Raw genomic sequence first — 21,787 nt, forward strand, 5'->3', positions numbered from 1 at the left:
TAAATGTGTTTAACAATGTTTTACCGATAATATCATATGCGATGAACAAGTCACTTGTTCAGGTTTGCTAAAACCTCTACCATCAAACGAAAATCAAGCTAGTTAAGATCAAGGTATTATTAGTCGAGCGTATATTAAGCTAAGAGCTGAACACTTCCCCTTGTATTTACGTATTTTGCCCCAACTTCATTTTTATATTTGCATAAACTGAGAATGACTATGAGCAATGCACAAACAAATCCCCTTATTGGGCTTGAAGGACTTCCTCCTTTTTCAAAAATAAAGCCTGAGCATGTAGTACCGGCATTAAAAAAAGGTATCGAGCACTGTCGCAGTGCGATTGAAAGCGTATTAGCAAAGCAATCTTTCACCTGGAATGATTTAGTACTACCGCTTGAAGAAGCTGACGATAAACTATCGCGATTATTTTCACCGGTATCACATTTAAACTCGGTGATGAACAACGATGAACTTCGCGAAGCTTATGAGCAGTGTTTACCGCTTATTTCTGAATATTCTACTTTTGTTGGCCAACACCAAGGCTTATATGAGGCTTACAGCGCTATTTATAATAGCGATGAATTTAAAACACTCACTACCGCTCAGCAAAAAACCGTTACCAACGCATTGCGTGACTTTAAGCTTTCAGGCATTGCACTAAATCCTGAGCAGCAAAAACGCTACGGTGAAATTAGTGCGCGTTTATCAGAGCTTGCTTCAAAATTTGGTAATAATGTGATGGATGCCACGCTTGCATGGCATAAGCATATTACCGATGAAAGCCAACTAGCGGGTTTACCAGAGTCAGCACTGGCATTAGCGGCCGATACAGCAAAAAGTAAAGACTTAGAAGGCTGGGTATTCACTCTCGATTTCCCTTCTTACTTACCTATAATGACTTACGCAGACGACCGTGAACTTCGCAAAGAAACATACACCGCGTTTTCTACTCGTGCATCCGATCAAGGTCCAAATGCAGGAGAGTTTGATAACTCGGCGATTATGAGTGAAGAACTGGCACTGCGTCATGAGTTAGCACAATTACTGGGCTTTAATAATTACGCCGAAAAATCGTTAGCTACAAAAATGGCAGAATCACCTGCACAGGTATTTTCATTTTTAGAAGACTTAGCAGCTAAATCTAAGCCACAAGCAGAGCAAGAGCTTAAAGAGTTGCAACAATACGCAAAGCAACAGCACGGTATTAGTGAACTACAGGCATGGGACTTTGGTTATTACAGCGAAAAGCTAAAGCAAGAAAAATACGCGATTTCAGATGAAGTATTACGCCCATACTTCCCTGCCGATAAAGTGCTCAGTGGTTTGTTCGAAACTGTTAACCGCTTGTTTGGTATTACTGTTAAAGAGCAAAAAGACATTGATACTTACCATAAAGATGTGCGCTTTTTTGAAATTTACGATAGCAACAATACTTTACGTGGCCGTTTCTACTTAGATTTATACGCCCGTGACCACAAGCGTGGTGGTGCGTGGATGGATGACTGTATGGGTCGTAAAGTGCGTGCTAATGGTGAACTTCAAACACCAGTTGCTTACTTAGTGTGTAACTTTAATAAAGCGATTGGCGATAAGCCTGCTTTGTTTACCCATAATGAAGTAACCACACTGTTCCATGAGTTTGGTCACGGCATTCACCACATGTTAACTCAAGTAGATGCAGCGCCTGTTGCTGGTATTAATGGTGTGGCATGGGATGCCGTTGAATTGCCAAGTCAGTTTTTAGAAAACTGGTGTTACGAAGAAGAAGCCCTAAGCTTTATTTCAGGCCACTTCGAAACCGGTGAGCCATTACCAAAAGAGCTACTAGATAAACTATTGGCCGCTAAAAATTACAACTCAGGTATGCAAATGCTAAGACAACTTGAGTTCTCGTTATTCGATTTTAAAATTCACCATGACTACGTGGCAGACAAACCATGTAACATTCAAGCTGTACTTGATGATGTACGCAGTCGTACCTCAGTCATTAAGCCGCCAGCGTTTAACCGTTTTCAGCATGGCTTTAGTCATATTTTTGCGGGCGGTTACAGTGCAGGCTATTACTCGTATAAATGGGCTGAAGTACTTTCGGCTGATGCCTACTCTAAATTTGAAGAAGAGGGGATTTTTAATCCACAAACTGGCCAAGCGTTTATGCAGCATATTCTTGAAAAAGGCGGCAGCGAAGAGCCAATGGCACTGTTTAAAAACTTCCGCGGTCGTGAGCCAAGTGTAGATGCACTACTGCGCCACAGCGGCATCGCCGCTTAGGGTCTGTTGATTTTTGCGGATTAAAATATAATTACAAAAGCGCCCCAGAGGCGCTTTTTTATTGCCTAAAATACAGCGCTGTTAAAGAATATTTTGAATAAATTTTAGTAGTTTTAACATGGCGTACTATGCTTTTAACAAAGTACTAAAAGGGACTAACGCATGGCAAAGTTAATACTGGCAATTGATGACGATAAATTAATGCACCATATTATTGAAGAATCTTTAGCTGGGTTTTGCAAAGTGATCCACGCCAAAAATGGTGAAGATGGCATAAGACAAGCGATTAAATATAACCCCGATATTATTTTGCTTGATGTTGAAATGCCGGGGATGTCTGGTTATGAGGTTTGCCAAACTATTAAACAAAATAAAGCCACAACAGATATTCCGGTAATGTTTTTATCATCCAAAGTGGGGCAAGCTGAACGTATTAAAGGGTTTAGTGTTGGCGGGGCTGACTACATTTTGAAGCCTTTTAACGCACAGGAGCTGATGGCACGCATTAAAATTCTTTACCAGTATCGCAAGCAGTGTGCAACACTGCAGTATGATATAGCAAAGGCCAATAAAACAGCTGAAATGGCGATGATTGAGACCGGTGACATGGGGCGCATTATGCGTTTTGTTTGTCAAAGCTATCATGCCGATAATTTAGAATTATTAAGTGAATACTTTTTAGGGTTTTTTACTCCATTACACCTCAATGTCGTGGTTGTTTTTTGGCAAAATAACCAGGGAATGTTTTATAGCCAAGAAACAGGCGTATGCCCATTAGAGCAAGAGCTACTCATACAGCATAAAAATGCAGAACGCTTTGTTGATATTGGTCATAGTACTATTATTAATTACCCTAATATTTCACTATTAATTAAAAATATGCCTGTAGATACGCCATCACTTTATGGTCGCTATAAAGATTTATTTCCACATATTTTAGAAGTAACTAACGAAAAAGTAGTGACTATACAGCAGCACCAATATCGACTAATGCGCGACAATGAGCTAACCCTTGCTTTTAAAGATATTGTTGCCCAGCTTAAAAATCAAAACGCCATGCAAACGAGTGCAATTAGCCAGCTTACAGAGCAGCTTGAGCAACTCCAATCGCTAATGCAAACACACAACGAGATACCAGCTTCGCAATTTAATCAGCAAATAACTCAGCTTAGTCATACATCACAGCAGCTGGTTGCAACCACTAATGATTTAGCCTTTATTAAGCACCAGCTAAAAACAACCACTCAACAGCGTGATGACTTAATTACTCAAACACAACTAAGTAAACAACAAACGCAGCCAGAACCTGAGAGTGAAAATAACGATATTGAGTTGTTTTAAACTAGAGATCGTATATTGGCTTTGTTTGGGTATAATAACGGTGAAATTTATCATCGGAGTGTGAAGTGGTTATACAGTGTGCGTTTAAAGAGTGTCGACCTTATTTAAATGAGTTAGAAGCACGCTTTGGGCTTGCTCAATGGGCAGAGCAAAGCAGTGGTTTTAGCTTGCATTACGATGATAAAGGACTAAGCCTGTATAAAACTGACGAGCCAAAATTAGGTGCTATTAACGTAGACTTTGTAACTGGTGCCGTTGCACATAGGCGTAAATTTGGTGGTGGTAAAGGGCAATCAATTGCCAAAGCAGTTGGTCTTAATAAGGGCGCAACGCCAGTGGTACTCGATGCCACAGCAGGCCTTGGACGCGACGGTTTTGTGTTAGCCTCGCTAGGCTGTAAAGTAATTCTACATGAGCGCCACCCCGTGGTTGCTGCACTGTTATATGATGGCTTACAACGTGCTTATAACGATAGTGAAATTGGCCCATGGATGCAGCAAAATATGAGCCTTATCTTTGGTTCAAGCCATACCTTACTTGCCCAATGTGACAGCATGCCCGATGTGGTTTACCTTGATCCAATGTTCCCGCACCGTGAAAAATCAGCATTGGTTAAAAAAGAAATGCGGGTATTCCAAGAGTTAGTGGGTGGCGATACCGACGCCGATGATTTACTCGAGTTTGCTTACCCACTTGCCAGTAAGCGTGTAGTGGTTAAACGTCCCGATTACGCGCCATTTTTAAATGATAAAACCCCGAGTATGCAAATCAAAACCAAGAAGAACCGCTTTGATGTGTATGTAAAAGCCGCGATGGTTTAAGTTAACGGGCTACGAGTGACGGGCTTCGAGCCTAAAACGTGAGCGAGGTAAACTAAGGCTGATGGGGTGGCGCACACTATTTTGTAGGCGGGGCTTTATGCCGCGCATAGGGTAAAGGCTCCGAGGGTATAATTAATGTTGTGTAACTGCCAATTATAATTTGCTCTATCAAGAGTTGAAGTTTTAGGTGATGAATAAATAAATGACGAATTGCGTTTTAATTAATACCAAACACAATCCTGCCGAACCCCGAACTGATCTTTTAGATCTCGACTATTGAATATAGGATCTCAGCGCGTTTTCATGCTAGAATTTGCGCAATTTTTTTGTACTCGATAAGTAGCACTGTAATGATCTTAGATGATATCCGCATCGTTTTAGTAAACACATCACATTCTGGCAATATTGGTTCTGCGGCACGTGCCATGAAAACCATGGGATTATCAAAGTTATACCTTGTAGATCCTGCTTGTGAAATAGATAGTCATGCCAGCGCACTGGCTGCAGGTGCTACAGATGTACTTGGTAATGCGGTTGTTGTTGATACGGTTGCCGATGCCATTGCTGATTGTGCATTAACTATCGGTACTAGTGCTCGCTCGCGTACATTATCGTGGCCTATGGTTGAGCCGCGTGAATGTGGTGAAAAGCTTGTTGGCGAAGCTGTAAATGGCCCTGTAGCACTTGTATTTGGTCGTGAAAACAGTGGCTTAACAAACGAAGAATTACAACTGTGTAATTACCATGTATGTATTCCTGCTAACCCAGAATACAGCTCGCTAAATTTAGCGATGGCAGTACAAACCTTATGTTATGAAACGCGTATGGCATTTTTAAATCAACAGCCTAAAGCGGAACAACAAGAAGAAGAAACCCTATATCCATCGTCTAAACAAACAGAGCTGTTTTACGAACACCTTGAAGACACCTTGTTTAAAACAGGCTTCATCATTAAGCAGCATCCAGGCATGGTAATGACTAAGCTACGTCGCTTGTTTAATCGTGCTCGCCCTGAAGATGCTGAAATGAACATATTACGAGGTATTCTTACCTCAATTAATAAGTCTATAAAATAGTAATTAGTTATAAATAGCGCCCTTTATTACTCCACTAATACTTGACTAAATTACTCAGGTAATTACAATAGACCCAATACTTGACCAAAATAGTCGGGTATTACAAGTTTATCGGTGGCCGTTTGAGGCTAGCCTATTAGGATAATACTTGACTAATCTACTCTGGTAATTAAAATTTGCACTCTTTTGTGCGGGGGGCGTTATGAAGTTAACATCAAAAGGCAGATATGCCGTTACAGCCATGCTGGATGTTGCACTACATGCAAATATAGGCCCTGTAGCGCTTGCAGATATTTCGCAGCGCCAAGAAATTTCTTTGTCTTATCTTGAGCAGTTATTTGCCCGTTTACGTAAAAATGGGCTAGTGAGTTCTGTTCGAGGTCCTGGTGGGGGCTATTTACTAGGACGTGAGGCCGATGTAATTTCAGTTGGCGATGTTATCAATGCGGTAGATGAATCTGTTGACGCTACTCGGTGTCAGCGAAGCAATACTGGTTGTCAAAGTGGTATGCGTTGTTTAACCCATACATTGTGGTCAGACTTAAGCGCACGAATTGAAGAATTTTTAAATAATATTACCTTAGCTGAACTGGTTGAAAAGTCGGACGTTAAAGCGGTCGCTCTTCGCCAAGAAAACAGCGTTAATGATGCAATTAAGCAGTTGGAAAATATTCAAGTAAGCTGTCAACTTTAAGGTTGACCTGCAGCGGAGAGAGAAATGAAGTTACCGATTTATTTAGATTACGCAGCAACTACGCCCGTTGACGAACGAGTTGCCAAAGAAATGATGCAGTGCCTGACTATGGACGGTAATTTTGGTAATCCAGCATCGCGTTCACACCGTTTTGGTTGGCAAGCTGAAGAAGTCGTTGACCAAGCACGTACTGACATTGCTGATTTAATTAATGCAGACCCACGTGAAATCGTATTCACATCGGGTGCAACAGAATCAAATAACCTTGCTATTAAAGGTGCGGCTCAGTTTTACAAGAAAAAAGGTAAGCATGTTATTACCGCTAAAACTGAACACAAAGCAGTTATCGACACATGTCGTGAGCTTGAGCGTCAAGGGTTTGAAGTAACTTATATGGACGTTGAAGAAAACGGCCTACTTGATCTGCAAAAATTAGCAGATACGATGCGTGACGACACCGTGCTTGTAAGTATCATGCATGTAAATAACGAGCTAGGTGTAATCCAAGATATCAACACCATTGGTGAAATGTGTCGCGAACGTAAAATTATGTTCCACGTAGATGCTGCACAAAGCGCAGGTAAAGTTTTAATCGATGTGCAACAAACCAAAGTAGATTTTATGTCATTCTCGGCGCACAAAGTATACGGCCCTAAAGGCGTAGGTGCTTTGTATGTTCGTCGTAAACCACGTGCACGTTTAGAAGCACAAATGCACGGTGGCGGCCATGAACGTGGTATGCGTTCTGGTACATTAGCAACCCATCAGTTAGTAGGTATGGGCGCAGCATTTAGAATTGCAAAACAAGATTTTGAAAAAGATCACGCACACATCAGTGCGTTACGTAAACGCCTAATCGACGGCATTTTAACAGATATGGACGAAGTGTACTTTAACGGCACACAAGACCAATCAGTACCTGGTATTGTTAATATCAGCTTTAACTTTGTTGAAGGCGAGTCGTTACTAATGGCCGTTAAAGATATTGCGGTATCGTCAGGTTCAGCCTGTACATCTGCAAGTTTAGAGCCTTCTTACGTATTACGTGCACTAGGCCGTAACGACGAATTAGCACATAGCTCAATTCGTTTTAGTATTGGCCGTTTTACCACCGAAGAAGAGATTGATTACACCGTTGAGCTAATGAAAAACTCGATTGGTCGTTTACGTGAAATGTCTCCTCTTTGGGAAATGCACCAAGAAGGTGTTGATTTAGATTCAGTTGAATGGGCGCACCACTAATTAGTGGAGCCCATACCTAGCAGGTAGTGAGGATAGAATTATGGCTTACAGTGATAAAGTAATCGACCACGTAGAAAACCCACGTAACGTAGGTGCTCTAGATAAAAACGATCCGTCAGTGGCAACGGGTATGGTAGGCGCACCAGCATGTGGTGACGTAATGAAACTGCAAATTAAAGTGTCTGCAGAAGGCGTGATTGAAGATGCAAAATTCAAAACGTACGGCTGTGGTAGTGCAATTGCTTCATCTTCACTGGTAACAGAGTGGGTTAAAGGCAAAACACTAGACGAAGCGTCTACTATTAAAAATACTGATATCAGCGCAGAGCTAGAATTACCACCAGTGAAAATTCACTGCTCAATTTTAGCAGAAGATGCAATTCAAGCAGCAATTGCAGATTACAAAAGCAAACATACAAACTAAGAGATATTCATGGCAGTGACATTGACAGATGCGGCAGCAAACCGCGTACAATCATTTTTAGCAAACCGTGGTAAAGGCATAGGCCTGCGAGTTGGCATTAAAACGACGGGCTGTTCAGGTCTTGCTTATGTATTAGAGTTTGTTGATGAGCTAAACGATGACGATGAAACATTTGCAGCTAAAGGCGTTACCTTAATTGTTGACGCTAAAAGCTTAGTTTATATCGACGGCACCGAGCTCGACTACACAAAAGAAGGCTTAAATGAAGGGTTTAAATTTAACAACCCTAATCAAGCTGATGAGTGTGGTTGTGGCGAAAGCTTTACCGTTTAAGCTCAAACTTGTTTTGAATACCTAAGCTACTTGGGTATAACTAAGCCCTGCCAATTAATGTAGGGCTTTGTCATTTGTGAGAAGTTATGCGTTATTTTGAGTTATTTGCAATTCCCGTTGACTACAATATTGATTTAGCAACGATTAACAAGCACTACTTAGAACTTCAACGTGCTGTTCACCCTGATCGCCATGCTAATGCTAGCAGTCGTGATAAATTAATGGCCGTACAAAGTACTGCCGAAATTAATGATGCACTGCAAACACTCAAGCACCCCGTTAAACGTGCTGAATATATGTTGAGTGAGCTGGGCGTTGATATTCGCGCTGAGCAGCAAACATTGCAAGATCCCATGTTTTTAATGCAGCAAATGGAGCTTCGAGAAGAACTTGAAGAGTTAGCGACCACAATCGATCCGGACTCTGCTATTGCCCATTTTGAAAAACAAATAAAGCAGCTTGATCAGCAGTACAGTGCGCAATTGGCAGAGCAGTTAGCAAGTAACGATGAGCAGCAATATCAACAAGCAGCAGACAGTATCCGTAAGCTAAAGTTTGTTTATAAGTTACGCGACGAACTTGAACGCATTGAAGACAGTTTATTTGACGATTAATTCACTTGCTGCAAAGCGAGCAACACGAGTTTAAAGAGCATTATGGCATTATTGCAAATTGCTGAGCCGGGGCAGAGCGCGGCACCACATGAACATAAATTAGCAATTGGAATTGACTTAGGTACCACGAATTCATTAGTGGCAACCGTACAAAGCGGCGAAGCTCGTACTATTACTGATGAGTCAGGCGAAGCAATGTTGCCGTCTGTAGTGCGTTACCAAGCTGGTGGCATAACCGTAGGTGCAGACGCGATGCAAGCAGCTACACTCGATCCGGTTAATACACTCATTTCAGTCAAGCGCTTTTTAGGTAAAACCCAAGCCGAAATAGAGCAAAGCTACGGCCAACTGCCTTATCAATTTTGCGATGATAACGGCGCACTTGCGATAGCAACTGAAGCCGGGAAAATCAGCCCAGTAAAAGCATCAAGCCATATTTTAGGTGCCCTAAAAGCACGTGCAGAACAAAGCTTTGGTAATCAAGATATTTTAGGCGCGGTTATCACCGTACCAGCCTATTTTGATGATGCACAACGCCAAAGCACTAAAGATGCGGCTGAACTTGCCGGCATTAATGTGCTGCGTTTATTAAACGAGCCAACCGCGGCTGCGGTTGCTTATGGCTTAGATTCAGGCCAAGAAGGCATAATTGCTGTTTATGACTTAGGTGGCGGAACATTTGATATTTCTATACTGCGCTTAAATAAAGGTGTGTTTGAAGTATTGGCCACTGGTGGCGATTCAAGTCTAGGCGGTGATGACTTTGACTCATTATTAGTTGACTACTTAAAACAAGAAACCGGCGTGACGGGCTTATCTCCTTCGGTATTACGTTTATTTATAAATAAAGCCAAAGCCTGTAAAGAAGCACTCAGCCAATACGAAAAAGTAAATGTTGGTCTTGAGTTTGACGATGAAAAATACATGGTTGAAGTAACGCGAGAGAAGTTTAACGAGCTGGCTATGCCACTGGTAAAAAAAACGCTCCGCTCATGTCGTCGTGCAGTAAAAGATGCCGGTATTGAAAACCAAGAAGTACTACAAGTGGTGATGGTTGGCGGTTCAACCCGCATGCCGTTGGTACGTACTCAAGTTGGCGAGTTTTTTGATAAACAACCACTCACTTCAATTGATCCTGATCGTGTTGTTGCACTGGGTGCAGCATTACAAGCTGACGTATTAATTGGTAACAAGCCAGATTCAGACATGTTATTGCTGGATGTGTTACCGTTGTCGCTAGGACTTGAGACCATGGGTGGCTTGGTTGAAAAAATTATTCCACGCAATACCACTATTCCAGTTGCACGTGCGCAAGAATTTACTACGTTTAAAGATGGTCAAACGGCTATGTCGTTGCATGTATTACAAGGTGAGCGTGAACTGGTTGACGATTGTCGATCGCTGGCAAAATTCAGCTTAAAAGGCATTCCACCTATGGCGGCGGGAGCTGCGCATATTCGCGTTACCTTTAAAGTAGACGCTGATGGTTTACTAAGCGTATCAGCCATGGAAAAATCAACTGGCGTTCAAGCAGAAATACAAGTAAAACCGTCGTTTGGTTTGTCTGACGACCAAGTTGCTAATATGCTTAAAGAGTCGATGAGTAACGCTAAAGGCGACATGCAAGCGCGTATGCTTAAAGAGCAACAAGTTGAAGCGCTTCGTGTAATAGAAGCAATGGAAGCCTCTTTGGCAGCTGATGGCGATTTACTTGAGCCTGAGCAACTAGCGGCGCTAAAAGTGGAAATAAACGAACTTGCAAAAGTACGCGAGAGTGCACAAGAGCCAAGCGAAATTAAAGCAGCCATTGAAAAAATGGACAATGCGAGTAGTGATTTTGCCGCGCGTAGAATGGATGCATCAATTAAAAAAGCCTTAACAGGCCAGTCAGTAGACAATATATAAGAGAGATTAGAATGCCACAAATTGTTTTTCTTCCCCATCCGGAGTTGTGTCCTGACGGTGCTGCAATAGAAGCGCCCGCTGGCGAAACGGTACTTGATATCGCGCTTAAAAATGGCATTAGCATTCCTCATGCCTGTGAAAAGTCATGTGCATGTACAACTTGTCACTTAGTGATCCGTGAAGGTTTTGACTCATTAGATGAAAGTGACGACCTAGAAGACGACATGCTAGATAAAGCCTGGGGTTTAGAACCAGAGTCACGTTTAGGTTGCCAAGCAATTATTAGAGATGAAGACTTAGTGGTTGAAATACCTAAGTACAATCTCAATATCGTTAATGAAGAACACTAGTTTTTAATTAACGACTATTATATTAAAAGCCGCTGTTTAATACAGCGGCTTTTTTGTTTGTATTAAGTAGCAGCGGGTTTACCCGCGTTTTTTTTAAAGGTTACGAGCGACGGGCTGCGAGGTGCGGGTAAATTAAAAAACCTTGTAGCGTTAACCACAAGGCTTTTTTAATATATCGAAGCCCGAAGCCCGAAGCCCGAAGCCCGAAGCCCGAAGCCCAAAACCCATTTCGGAGGTGTATTTTGAGTGATCTTATTTTTTCAGACTCGTTTATAAACGGTGAATTTTATCAAACTAGCACACGCTTTAGCGTTGATGATCCCGCCACCGAACAAAGTATTGTTGATGTAAGCGACATTGACGAGCAAGGTGTAAATACAGCTATTGATGCGGCAAAAGGCGCGTTTGTAAAATTAAAAGCCACCAATGCAACCGAGCGAAGTGAAACTTTGATGCGTTGGTATGAGTTGGTGATTAAACATAAACAAACGTTAGCTACACTTATGACCAAAGAGCAGGGGAAACCACTTAAAGAATCTCTCGGTGAAATAGATTATGGCGCCGGCTTTATTAAGTGGTTTGCTGAGCAAGCTAAACGTAGCTATGGGGATGTGATCCCTGCAACCGATAACCAGCATCGCCTAACCAGTTATAAACAGCCTATTGGCGTGGTTGCCGGTATAACACCATGGAACTTTCCTGTGGCTATGGTAACTCGAAAAGTAGCCCCTGCTTATGCTGCTGGCTGTAGTTTCATTTTAAAACCTTCTGAACATACACCACTATGTGCTATTGCTTTAGCGTATTTAGCTGATCAGGCTGGCTTTGTAAAAGGTGCATTTAATGTGTTGGTATCACAAAACGCTAAAGACGTTGGTAAAATGTTGACTGACTCAGAGGTGGTACGTAAGTTCACCTTTACTGGCTCTACAGGTGTAGGTAAGCAGTTACTATCACAGTGTGCCCAGACAATTAAAAAAACATCAATGGAATTAGGTGGCAATGCGCCGTTCATTATTTTTGATAATGCCGATATTGATGACGCTATTGATGGGCTAATGGCGGCTAAATTTAGAAATAGTGGCCAAGCGTGTGTGGCGGCAAATCGTATCTTCATCCAGCGCAGTATATTAAATGAAGTGCTTGAAAAAATTACACCCAAAGTCGCTGCGCTCAAGGTTGCAAACGGTTTTGATGAAAATGCCGACATAGGCCCGCTTATTTATCCCAAAGCAAAAGAGAAAGTACAACAACTGATTAAAGATGCTCTCGATAAAGGCGCTACGCTAATTGGTGATAACAGCAATTTAGGTGGCAGCTTTCAAAACCCATTAATAGTTACTAATGTCACTACACAAATGGATATTTATCACGAAGAAGTATTTGGCCCTGTATTAACGGTGAGCCCATTTGATGAAGAAAGCGAAGTCCTTGCGCTTGCTAATGACGTCCCTTATGGATTAGCTGCGTACTTTTATAGCCAAAACATTAAACAAATCTATCGTGTAAGCGAAGGGTTAGAGTTTGGCATGATAGGTGTAAATGAGGGGGTTATATCAAACCCTGTAGCACCGTTCGGTGGGGTAAAGCAATCAGGCCTTGGAAGAGAGGGTGGTCACCAAGGTTTAGATGAATACCTAGAAGAAAAATACGTATGTATTAGAGTTTAACTCTATAAACTGTTCCGATGAGTTAACCGTTTAGCGTTTTAAGTTGCTTGAAATGGGTGTAAATGCTACCTTTCAAAAAAATGTTTAAGTAAACAAAACGTAAAGAATTTCTATAAGTAGAAATAACCCCGTGTGTAAATGCCACCATTTTGGTGGCATTTTTTTGCCCCTATTTAAGGAATGATTTTTGGTATTTCTCTATTTTAGGGTCTAAACTATTCTTAGTTAGATGTTATTTTGCTTATATCCTTTTTAAAAACGCAATTATATGCAGTATCAATTATTCTTCCACTATGCGGCTTTTTTGTAACCCTATGTTTTTTAATTGTTTATTTTTATGTGTGAGTAAGTAGAATGGAGTTTCAGTAGTTTTAAAACTATTGAAATATAGTAATAATGTACAATTGTGTTCTACACATTATTAAATTAACATCCCGCAAATTCACCCATTAAAAAATAATAAAGCACCCACTATGAGTAGAAGAAATCAAGCAACGGTAGACCAGGAAGTTTCGTTCGGCATTGACGAAGAGTTAGTTTCTACAACAGATTTACGAGGGGTTATCACCTATGCAAATGATAACTTTTGTAAAGTTTCAGGGTACACCATTAATGAATTGACAGGGAAAAACCATAACATGGTTCGACATCCTGATATGCCGCCAGCGGCATTTGGTGATATGTGGTTCAATTTAAAAAGCGATACCGCTTGGCGAGGAGCGGTAAAAAATAGATGTAAAGATGGGCGTTATTATTGGGTTGATGCCTTTGTAACCCCTATTTATGAAAACGGTAAAAAAGTAGGTTATCAATCAGTTCGCCAACAACTCCTTCCAGAATATAAAAACCGAGCAGAAAAGCTATACCAACGTTTAAATAATGGTCAATCAATTACGCCTTTAAGTGAAAAATTAGCTGCATTTAAGCTTCCTCTATTTATTGGAGGGGCAGCTTTAATTGCTTGGTTAACAAGCTATATGTTCTGGTTATGTTTACTGTTTGTTCCTCTGCCTTTTGTTATTTTTTATGAAGAGTTAATTCGTTCGCAAAGCACAATCAAAAAAACCAAAGCAGGTCCAGATAGCGTATCTCGGCATATTTATTCTGGTAGCGACAGCCTCAGCTATAGTGATTTTCAGATTAAATTACTTGAGGGTAAAGTCACTACTATTGTTGGCCGGATTATTGATGGTACCTTAAGCTTGAGTAAAGGTGCTGATTCTCTAAAAATTTGTGCTGAAGCTGCGCAGGCCGGTGTTGAAAAAGAAGCATCAGAATTACATCAAGTGTCGTCAGCGGTTGAAGAAATGGTGCATTCAATTGATGAAGTAGCAAAAAATACTTTAGTAACTAACCAACGAGTGCAACAAGCTCACCAAGACTGCGAAAGCGCAACGCAAGCGATGTCAGGCACCATGCGTGAAGTATCGTTACTCGCCAACGAGGTGGATAACTCGGCAAGTTCAGCGAGCGGGCTAGCAATAGAGGCTGAAAAAATTGGTGGCATAATGCAAGAAATACAAGGGATTGCCGATCAAACAAATTTACTTGCACTTAATGCGGCTATAGAAGCTGCGCGTGCTGGTGAGCATGGTCGAGGGTTCTCGGTTGTTGCTGATGAAGTGCGAGCACTCTCAAGTAGAACGCATACTGCTACAGAGCAAATTCAAGTCTCTATATCTGAAATGCAATCTACGTTACTCAATTGGTCAAAAACAATGGAAGCGGGTAAAAACGCGGCAGAGACTTGTGTTAAAGAAACGCGAAATAGCCAAGATATCGTCTCAAAAGTATATGCTGCAATTACTGATATTTCTGATTTAGCAACACAAATATCAACCGCAGCAGAAGAGCAAAGCATGGTATCACAAGAAATCAGCCGTAATATTTCAAATATTAGTACCGCTTCGTCAGAAAACTTAGCCCAAGCGCACAGTGTAGGTACAGAGTCTGATGCGATTGAAAAACACTCTAAAGCATTAGCATCACTAGGTCTTTCTTTTAAAGTAGGTTAACAACTTAAGCAAGGGCAGCAAATACCCAAGTGTATGAGGCGCTGAGAATATAACATGTTCTCAGCGCGCCTAAAGCGTCAAATACGGGCAACGGGCTGTGTGGTGCGGGGAAAACCTGCTACTACTGGTGTTATTTGTAATATTTCTTTAGCAGTGACTTCATGTCGCATCAAAGTTTTATAAAAGTATGAATTAAAGGATACAAGCAAACGAGAAGTAAAAATGTGAATAAGATTACGCAAATAGACGAGTTAGTATTATTTATTTTAGGTTTGGTTTTATGAAGGCCAGGTATAATTAAGAAGCTAACTTTGAACATTACTGAGGGAGTTTAGAAAATAGTGGGGCGATTGACGGGGCTCGAACCCGCGACAACCGGAATCACAATCCGGGGCTCTACCAACTGAGCTACAACCGCCACTACATACACCTTGTTTGGTGTGGCGCGCATAATACATAATATCCCCATGCTTGTGAAGCAAAAAATCAAAAAAATTTAAACTTATTATAAGTATTCTATATTTAAGCTATTGGCAACGGGCAACGGGCAACGGGCAACGGGCAACGGGCAACGGGCAACGGGCAACGGGCAGCCAGAACCCCTAACCCCTTAGTAAAACGTTGTTGCAAACACCTATTAAAGATTTACAATACTACAAACAATACCGCTAAACTGCTTAATAACGCTATCAGGAGTTAATATGGATTCAATACTCAATTGGCTGAATGAAAATTCAGGCTTAATCTTACACTATGGTATTCAAGCAGTTATAGCGCTTGTTATATTTTTACTCGGTGGCCGAATTGCCAAGTTTTGTGCAAATTTAACCGCTAAAGCATTCGACAAGAAGAAAGTAGATGTAGCGGTTTCATCGTTTGTATCTAGTATTGTGTATGCCATTGTATTTGCAGCCACTATTTTAATGGCGCTGTCACAAATTGGTATCGAAACCACGTCATTTATTGCTATTTTAGGTGCCGCAGGTTTAGCGGTTGGCTTAGCACTGCAAGGGTCGCTATCTAACTTTGCATCTGGTGTGCTAATTATTTTACTACGCCCATTTAAATCTGGTGACTACGTTGAAGCTGGCGGTAAAGCCGGTACGATTAAAAAAATTGAAATATTTTCTACTGAAATGCGCACTCCTGACAACAAAGTTATTGTAATGCCCAATTCAAAAATAATGTCAGATGCAATCATTAACTACTCGCGCGAAGCAACGCGTCGCGTTGATCTTGTGATTGGTGTTGGCTACGACGCCGATTTACGTAAAGCAAAAGAAGTACTTAAATCAGTACTAGATAACGAATCACGTATTTTAAAAGATCCTGCATACAACGTATCGGTTTCTGAACTTGCCGATTCAAGCGTTAACTTTATCGTACGCCCTTGGGTTAACTCAGAAGATTACTGGCCAACATACTGGTCGTTAATGGAAAACATTAAAATAGCGTTAGACGACGCTGATATTACCATTCCATTTCCACAAATGGATGTGCATTTGCACAAGCAAGACTAATTTTAAAAAGTTATTAAGGTAATGCTCACGTTAGGTTTGCTAACGTGCGCGCTGCTTTAAAGAGCATGAATATTTTTTACAGGGTTATTTTTTAATGAAACTTAAGCTTTTATCAATTTTAGTAGCAGCCTCAGCTACAACCAGTGCATTTGCATCAGAAGAAGAACAAAAAACCTGGGAAGTAACCAGTGAAGTGGGCGCTATCATTACCAGTGGTAATACCGAAACAACGACCTTAAAAGGTGGTATTAAAGTATTGCATAACTTAGAAAGTTGGAATAACGAGTATAAGTTAGACGGCATCTACAAAGAAGATGAAGTAGAAAACGACGCTGGCACAAAAGAAAAACAGCGTACTAACGAAAAGTACTCTATTTCAGCGCAGGGTAATTACAAATTAAACGAAAAGCATGCTCATTTATTTATTTATGGGTCGCACGTATCTGATTACTTTGGCGCATACCGAAGTGAATCAGTTATTTCAGCGGGTTATGGTTTACGTTTACTAAACGAGACAAACATGAAGCTAAACGCTGAAATTGGTCCGGGTTATAAGTATTTTAAGTATCCAGATATTAGCGAAGAGGTTGATGAAAACGGCAACTCATTAGCGGGTGAATACGAAGGCGAAGTGATTGCCTTAGGTAAAGTAGATTTTAGCTGGAAAATTTCAGACAACGCGCGTTTTACTCAGTTAGTGTCGGTAGAATACGGTGATACTAATACTAAAACCCGTTCAGAAAGCGCATTACTTACTAAAATCAATGGCTCACTGCAAATGAAAGTGGCTTACAATATAACCAACAACTCAGATGTGGCTGATGACAAAGAAGCAACAGATACAGAGACTTCACTAACACTTGTTTACAGTTTTTAAGCATACAAAAAGCATAATAATGGGTAAGCGTGCTTACCCATTTTTTTTATCTATAAAATGGTGTAGTATGCGGCGAATATTTATATTTTTTATCTTTTTTACTAAAGGGAAGCTTTGTGAAGTTAACTAATTTTTTTTCGGCAGTACTATTTTTCAGTATGCTTACCTCTACGTCGGCTATAGGGGCTGAAGAAAGAGTTCAGCCAACTGAACAACAGTTAGAGCAATTTAAAAAATTGCCAGAATCTCAACAGGAAGCTTTAGCAAAAAAATATGGTATAGACTTAAGTGCTTTAAAAAAGTCAAAAGATAAAGATTCTGATGATGAACTTTTAACACCTTCAGTACTTCCTCGAAATAGTAAAACTAAAATAGATGATGAGGAGTTTCAAACTGAAGAAGAGAAATTTAAACCGAAATCAGATGAACCAAAGCCATTTGGGTATGAGCTCTTCTCCGGTGAGCCAACAACATTTACCCCTTCTGAAAATGCTTTAGTTCCAGATAGTTACATTGTAGGGCCTGGCGATACTTTTACTATAAATTTATACGGTAAAGAGTCATCGAGTGAAGAAGTTGAAGTTGATAGAGAGGGGCGTTTAGCAATAGATAAATTGCAGCCAGTGTCTGTTTCGGGTATGCAATACAGTGAAGTAGTTAAACTTATAAAGGTTAAGGTTGAAAAAGAAATGATTGGTGTTGAGCCATTCGTTTCTATGGGAAAAACTAGAAGTATTAGGGTAATGGTTTTAGGTGAAGCTTATCTTGCAGGTGCTTATACCATTCCCGCACTGTCTTCTATCTCACATGCTTTATTTGTAAGTGGCGGTATTTCTGAAATTGGCTCTTTACGTAATATTCAGTTAAAACGAGCTGGTAAAACAATTCAAACTCTCGATTTGTATGATCTGCTAATTCGTGGTGATAGTTCAGATGATGTAATTTTAAAGCCAGGTGACGTAGTTTTTATTCCGACTGTAGGTAAACAGGTTACTGTGGATGGTGAGGTTCGTAGACCAGCTATTTTTGAGTTACAAGATAATGAATCAGTGCATGATTTAATTGAGATGGCAGGTGGCTTTAATGGAGCCGCTTATCCACAAAGAACAGTTGTAGAACGCTATACTGGTAATAGTTTCAAAACAATTCTGCAAATAGACTTAACAAATTCAGATTCTAAATATATTGCTAAAAACGGTGATAAAATAAAGGTACCTTCATCAAGTGAAGAGTTAAACGATGCAGTAACTTTACTCGGTGCTGTAACATATCCAGGTAATTATTCGTGGAGCGAAGGAGATAAAGTTAGCAAACTATTTACCTCGATCAAGAGTGATTTACTTCCGATAGCAGATTATGAATACGCTCTTATAATCAGGGAAGTAAATATCAAAGGTGATATAGAGGTGCATCAATTTTCACCACTTAAAGCGATTGCTAACAATCCTGAGCAAGATATAGAGCTAAAAGCACGTGACAAAGTGGTTGTTTTTAGTCGCTTTCAATCTAAAGAGGATGAGGAAATAGCATTAGACTCATTAGCTTTAACCCAAGAGCAAATTAAATTAAGAGAAAAAATGGCTTTATGGGATGATTTTGAGCAAAAACAATTTTATGAATTTATAGATTTAGGTGACTCCTTAGATAAGGAGCTTGCTGAGCAAGTTGAAAAACAACTTGCCGAAGAAGATAAAAATAGAGTTACCGCAATTACGGAAATTTTAAATAAAAAAGTTGAATTAGAAGATGACGAGTATTCATATTTCAGCAGAGAAAGACTCCTTAAGCCTATACTTGCTAAATTAAATCAGCAGGCGGGTTACAAAAGTAAAGTGCAAATTTACGCAATTCGTGGTGAGGTTTATCATGAAGGGATTTATCCTCGTCCGGTTAATGCCAATATAAATAAGGCAATTGCATCTGCAGGGGGGCTAAAAGAGTCAGCATTTCTTGAAAGTGCAGAGATAACGCGTTTTTCACCAAAAAATGCGGCAATGTTAGAGCATGTTAATATTAATTTAGATGAAGCAGTTAGTAATCCTACAAAAGAAAAGTTTCTGGTCCATAGTAAAGATTCAATCAATGTTTACCCAATACCTAATTGGCAGAAAGGACTAAAAGTAAGCTTATATGGTGAAGTTAAATTTCCTGGTGATTACGATATTCGTAAAGGTGAAAGTTTACGAGAAGTAATAAAAAGGGCTGGAGGGTTTACAGATTATTCTTACCCTGAAGGGGCTGTATTTACACGCGAAAATCTACGTTTTCAACAGCAACAGCAGCTAAACAAGTTGTCAGAAGACTTGCGAAGAGATATTACTTCTAAAAGCTTTAACAGCTCAATCACCGACTCATCGCTGAGTTATGAAGACATGAATAGCTTGATTAATGATTTGGCTAAAGTGAAAGCGGTGGGTCGTTTAGTTATAAATTTACCAGCTATTGTGGAGGGTAAATTAGATATCCCCCTAGAAGATAGCGATACGCTCTATATTCCAAGCAAACAAAACAGTATTAATGTTGTTGGTGAGGTTAACTTCTCTAGCTCACATTTATTTGATTCAGCTTTATCGGTTGATGACTACATCGGTAGAAGTGGTGGCTTTAAGCAGCGTGCAGACGAAGATCGTGTTTACATTATTAAAGCAAGCGGCCTAGTTAAAATACCAAATAATAATTCTTGGTTTGGTGTTGATCGCTCTGAAATACTAGAGCCAGGAGATACAGTCGTGGTGCCATTAGACACAGAGCACGTTGATAACTTAACTTTGTGGAGCACAGCAACACAAATACTTTATCAAATGGGTGTAGCCCTAGCTGCGGTTAGTTCACTGTAAATTATAAAGGTGTATGGAATGAAAATGAAAAAAAACAATGGTTTTACTATGATGGAACTACTCATAGTTATCGTAATCTTAGGACTTTTGGCATCTTTAGTTGCCCCCAAATTTTTCGGTAAATTGAGCACGGCAGAAAGAGGCATTGCAGCGACTCAAATGTCGGCCTTCGAAACAGCTATTGATACATATAGGCTTGATTTGGGTCGATACCCATCAAAATTAGAGCAACTAAGAAGTAGTGATGAGCCTAGATGGGATGGTCCTTACTTACCTAAAGATGTTCCTTTAGATCCATGGGGTAATCCATATGTCTATAGTCTTAATAACGATAAAATTAATCCTTATACTTTAATGTCATACGGTGCTGATGGGAAAGAAGGTGGTGAAGATAATAATGCAGATATAGTGCACCAATGATGACAATTGAACAATTGCTATTAGATAAATTTAATGTAACACAACAAGATTTATCTAAAGCTTTAAATTATCAACAAAAGTATGGTGGTAGAGTTGAACAAATTTTGGTTAATATGGGGAGTCTTCCAGATGATCAAGTTCAACATTTGCTCTCGCTATACTTAGAATTGCCGCTCTTTGATTTATTGGAGTGGCAAGATATAGAGCTGCCAACGCTTAGCTATAAAGAAAAAGAATTTTTACTAAAAAATAACTGGGTATTATTAGATAAAGATACGTGGAGCTTTGCGTGTCTTTACCCATTAAATTTATCTGTAAATAATTGGTTAGCAGAAAATGAGATTTCGGCTCGGTTGTATGTTGCATCAGCAACTGATATTCAAAATTTAGCTACTAAATTAAACATAGATGATGCGTTAGATTCTGATGATCTAGTAACCTCTGACGAAGAAGAAAAGTTAAGAGAGCTTGCATCAGAGGCGCCTACTGTTAACTTGCTTAACTCCTTAATTGGTAAAGCACTGAGACAGGGAGCCTCTGATATGCACTTAGAGCCTTATGAAGGAACCTATCGTGTAAGGTATCGTGTTGATGGCGTATTGCATGAGGTTGAGCGTCTAGCGCCCAAAATGCAATTACCTATAGTAACAAGATTAAAAATACTCTCGGGTATGGATATCGCGGAAAAAAGACGACCACAAGACGGTAAGATCGAGCTAAAAATATCTAATCAAGAAATAGATATCCGTGTTTCTTCTTTACCACTTAACGATGGTGAATCTGTTGTAATGCGCTTTTTGCGTAAAGATAATGTTCGCTATAACATGTCTGTACTAGGTCTATCTAGTGACATAGAAGCGTGTATAAAAGAGGATATAAAAACAACCTCGGGTGTTGTACTTCTAACTGGCCCAACGGGTTCTGGTAAAACAACGACTCTATATACTTTCTTGAATGCGCTTAATAATGACGATGTTAAAATCATAACCTTAGAAGATCCTGTTGAATACCAGCTTCCTGGAATAAATCAGGTGCAAGTTAATAGCGATATTGGTTTTGACTTTTCTGCGGGTCTGCGTTCTATAGTCCGTCAAGATCCTGATATTATAATGCTTGGGGAGATTCGAGATAAAGAAACTGCTCAAATAGCATTGCAATCGGCGCTAACTGGTCACTTAGTTTTTAGTACAGTGCATACAAATGATGCTGCAAGCGCATATACCCGTTTATTGGATCTCGGTGTAGAAGAGTTTTTACTTAATGCTGCACTTGTTTCTATTGTTGCCCAGCGATTAGCACGAAAAATATGCTCCCATTGCTCTGAGCCAGAAGAAGATTCAACATTATTAATCGAGAAGTATAAGCTTAAGGACTTCA

General features: G+C 40.1%; 17 protein-coding genes, 1 tRNA gene and 1 pseudogene. 18 read left to right on the plus strand and 1 reads right to left on the minus strand.

The window, feature by feature from the left end; translation table 11 throughout:
* Positions 1-219 precede the first annotated feature (219 nt).
* The 13 genes from prlC to FLM54_RS02135 all read left to right on the plus strand — a co-directional run bounded on the left by prlC (position 220) and on the right by FLM54_RS02135 (position 14,756).
* A complete protein-coding gene (prlC, locus tag FLM54_RS02075) occupies positions 220-2,271 on the plus strand; it encodes an oligopeptidase A (RefSeq protein ID WP_178954861.1) in 2,052 nt (683 codons plus the stop codon).
* Between the two features lie 162 nt (positions 2,272-2,433).
* On the plus strand, positions 2,434-3,612 hold the full coding sequence (locus FLM54_RS02080; RefSeq protein ID WP_138623846.1) for a PleD family two-component system response regulator: 1,179 nt from the start codon (positions 2,434-2,436) through the stop codon (positions 3,610-3,612).
* Positions 3,613-3,677: 65 nt separating this feature from the next.
* Positions 3,678-4,433, plus strand: a complete 756-nt coding sequence (locus tag FLM54_RS02085; protein ID WP_008115552.1) for a class I SAM-dependent methyltransferase — start codon at positions 3,678-3,680, stop codon at positions 4,431-4,433.
* Between the two features lie 350 nt (positions 4,434-4,783).
* Positions 4,784-5,509: a tRNA (cytosine(32)/uridine(32)-2'-O)-methyltransferase TrmJ gene (gene trmJ, locus FLM54_RS02090; RefSeq protein WP_178954863.1), complete on the plus strand. Its 726-nt coding sequence runs from the start codon at positions 4,784-4,786 to the stop codon at positions 5,507-5,509.
* Between the two features lie 202 nt (positions 5,510-5,711).
* Positions 5,712-6,203: a Fe-S cluster assembly transcriptional regulator IscR gene (gene iscR / locus FLM54_RS02095; RefSeq protein WP_008113921.1), complete on the plus strand. Its 492-nt coding sequence runs from the start codon at positions 5,712-5,714 to the stop codon at positions 6,201-6,203.
* A gap of 24 nt (positions 6,204-6,227) precedes the next feature.
* Positions 6,228-7,445 (plus strand): IscS subfamily cysteine desulfurase, encoded by a 1,218-nt coding sequence (locus tag FLM54_RS02100; RefSeq protein ID WP_008113922.1) that lies wholly within the window; start codon positions 6,228-6,230, stop codon positions 7,443-7,445.
* 40 nt (positions 7,446-7,485) lie between these two features.
* Positions 7,486-7,869: a Fe-S cluster assembly scaffold IscU gene (iscU, locus tag FLM54_RS02105; RefSeq protein ID WP_054202356.1), complete on the plus strand. Its 384-nt coding sequence runs from the start codon at positions 7,486-7,488 to the stop codon at positions 7,867-7,869.
* Positions 7,870-7,878: 9 nt separating this feature from the next.
* Positions 7,879-8,202, plus strand: a complete 324-nt coding sequence (iscA, locus tag FLM54_RS02110; RefSeq protein ID WP_008113924.1) for an iron-sulfur cluster assembly protein IscA — start codon at positions 7,879-7,881, stop codon at positions 8,200-8,202.
* Between the two features lie 86 nt (positions 8,203-8,288).
* Entirely contained in the window at positions 8,289-8,816 is a 528-nt protein-coding gene (hscB, locus tag FLM54_RS02115) for a co-chaperone HscB (RefSeq protein ID WP_178954865.1), read from the plus strand.
* Between the two features lie 42 nt (positions 8,817-8,858).
* On the plus strand, positions 8,859-10,721 hold the full coding sequence (hscA, locus tag FLM54_RS02120) for a Fe-S protein assembly chaperone HscA (protein WP_054202354.1): 1,863 nt from the start codon (positions 8,859-8,861) through the stop codon (positions 10,719-10,721).
* Between the two features lie 11 nt (positions 10,722-10,732).
* Complete coding sequence (fdx, locus tag FLM54_RS02125) at positions 10,733-11,071, plus strand: ISC system 2Fe-2S type ferredoxin (protein ID WP_008113929.1); 339 nt, start codon at positions 10,733-10,735, stop codon at positions 11,069-11,071.
* 242 nt (positions 11,072-11,313) lie between these two features.
* Positions 11,314-12,741: an NAD-dependent succinate-semialdehyde dehydrogenase gene (locus FLM54_RS02130; protein WP_178954866.1), complete on the plus strand. Its 1,428-nt coding sequence runs from the start codon at positions 11,314-11,316 to the stop codon at positions 12,739-12,741.
* A gap of 473 nt (positions 12,742-13,214) precedes the next feature.
* Positions 13,215-14,756: a methyl-accepting chemotaxis protein gene (locus FLM54_RS02135; protein ID WP_178954868.1), complete on the plus strand. Its 1,542-nt coding sequence runs from the start codon at positions 13,215-13,217 to the stop codon at positions 14,754-14,756.
* 342 nt (positions 14,757-15,098) lie between these two features.
* On the opposite strand, the gene FLM54_RS02140 is transcribed toward FLM54_RS02135, so the two are convergent.
* Positions 15,099-15,174: transfer RNA gene (locus tag FLM54_RS02140), tRNA-His, on the minus strand.
* Between the two features lie 283 nt (positions 15,175-15,457).
* On the opposite strand from FLM54_RS02140, the gene FLM54_RS02145 reads away from it, so the two are divergent.
* The 5 genes and pseudogenes from FLM54_RS02145 to FLM54_RS02165 all read left to right on the plus strand — a co-directional run.
* Positions 15,458-16,276, plus strand: coding sequence for a mechanosensitive ion channel family protein (locus tag FLM54_RS02145; protein WP_010390598.1), 819 nt, complete (start codon positions 15,458-15,460; stop codon positions 16,274-16,276).
* Positions 16,277-16,370: 94 nt separating this feature from the next.
* Positions 16,371-17,153 (plus strand): YdiY family protein, encoded by a 783-nt coding sequence (locus tag FLM54_RS02150; protein ID WP_138609581.1) that lies wholly within the window; start codon positions 16,371-16,373, stop codon positions 17,151-17,153.
* A gap of 158 nt (positions 17,154-17,311) precedes the next feature.
* Positions 17,312-19,990 carry an SLBB domain-containing protein gene (locus tag FLM54_RS02155; protein WP_178956831.1) on the plus strand — a complete coding sequence of 893 codons (2,679 nt, stop codon included), beginning with the start codon at positions 17,312-17,314 and terminating at the stop codon, positions 19,988-19,990.
* A gap of 24 nt (positions 19,991-20,014) precedes the next feature.
* A complete protein-coding gene (gene gspG, locus FLM54_RS02160) occupies positions 20,015-20,410 on the plus strand; it encodes a type II secretion system major pseudopilin GspG (RefSeq protein ID WP_178956832.1) in 396 nt (131 codons plus the stop codon).
* A gap of 113 nt (positions 20,411-20,523) precedes the next feature.
* A pseudogene (locus FLM54_RS02165) lies at positions 20,524-21,702 on the plus strand (GspE/PulE family protein); the annotation flags it as partial.
* Between the last annotated feature and the right edge of the window lie 85 nt (positions 21,703-21,787).

The organism is Pseudoalteromonas sp. Scap25, from assembly GCF_013394125.1.
Taxonomy (GTDB): Bacteria; Pseudomonadota; Gammaproteobacteria; order Enterobacterales; family Alteromonadaceae; genus Pseudoalteromonas.

Excerpts from the sequence above, each read along its gene's own strand:
- prlC (WP_178954861.1), top strand. The coding sequence starts at position 220 with ATGAGCAATGCACAAACAAATCCCCTTATTGGGCTTGAAGGACTTCCT.
- FLM54_RS02080 (WP_138623846.1), top strand. The coding sequence starts at position 2,434 with ATGGCAAAGTTAATACTGGCAATTGATGACGATAAATTAATGCACCAT.
- trmJ (WP_178954863.1), top strand. The coding sequence starts at position 4,784 with ATGATCTTAGATGATATCCGCATCGTTTTAGTAAACACATCACATTCT.
- iscR (WP_008113921.1), top strand. The coding sequence starts at position 5,712 with ATGAAGTTAACATCAAAAGGCAGATATGCCGTTACAGCCATGCTGGAT.
- FLM54_RS02100 (WP_008113922.1), top strand. The coding sequence starts at position 6,228 with ATGAAGTTACCGATTTATTTAGATTACGCAGCAACTACGCCCGTTGAC.
- iscU (WP_054202356.1), top strand. The coding sequence starts at position 7,486 with ATGGCTTACAGTGATAAAGTAATCGACCACGTAGAAAACCCACGTAAC.
- iscA (WP_008113924.1), top strand. The coding sequence starts at position 7,879 with ATGGCAGTGACATTGACAGATGCGGCAGCAAACCGCGTACAATCATTT.
- hscB (WP_178954865.1), top strand. The coding sequence starts at position 8,289 with ATGCGTTATTTTGAGTTATTTGCAATTCCCGTTGACTACAATATTGAT.
- hscA (WP_054202354.1), top strand. The coding sequence starts at position 8,859 with ATGGCATTATTGCAAATTGCTGAGCCGGGGCAGAGCGCGGCACCACAT.
- fdx (WP_008113929.1), top strand. The coding sequence starts at position 10,733 with ATGCCACAAATTGTTTTTCTTCCCCATCCGGAGTTGTGTCCTGACGGT.
- FLM54_RS02135 (WP_178954868.1), top strand. The coding sequence starts at position 13,215 with ATGAGTAGAAGAAATCAAGCAACGGTAGACCAGGAAGTTTCGTTCGGC.
- FLM54_RS02145 (WP_010390598.1), top strand. The coding sequence starts at position 15,458 with ATGGATTCAATACTCAATTGGCTGAATGAAAATTCAGGCTTAATCTTA.
- FLM54_RS02150 (WP_138609581.1), top strand. The coding sequence starts at position 16,371 with ATGAAACTTAAGCTTTTATCAATTTTAGTAGCAGCCTCAGCTACAACC.
- FLM54_RS02155 (WP_178956831.1), top strand. The coding sequence starts at position 17,312 with ATGCTTACCTCTACGTCGGCTATAGGGGCTGAAGAAAGAGTTCAGCCA.
- gspG (WP_178956832.1), top strand. The coding sequence starts at position 20,015 with ATGAAAAAAAACAATGGTTTTACTATGATGGAACTACTCATAGTTATC.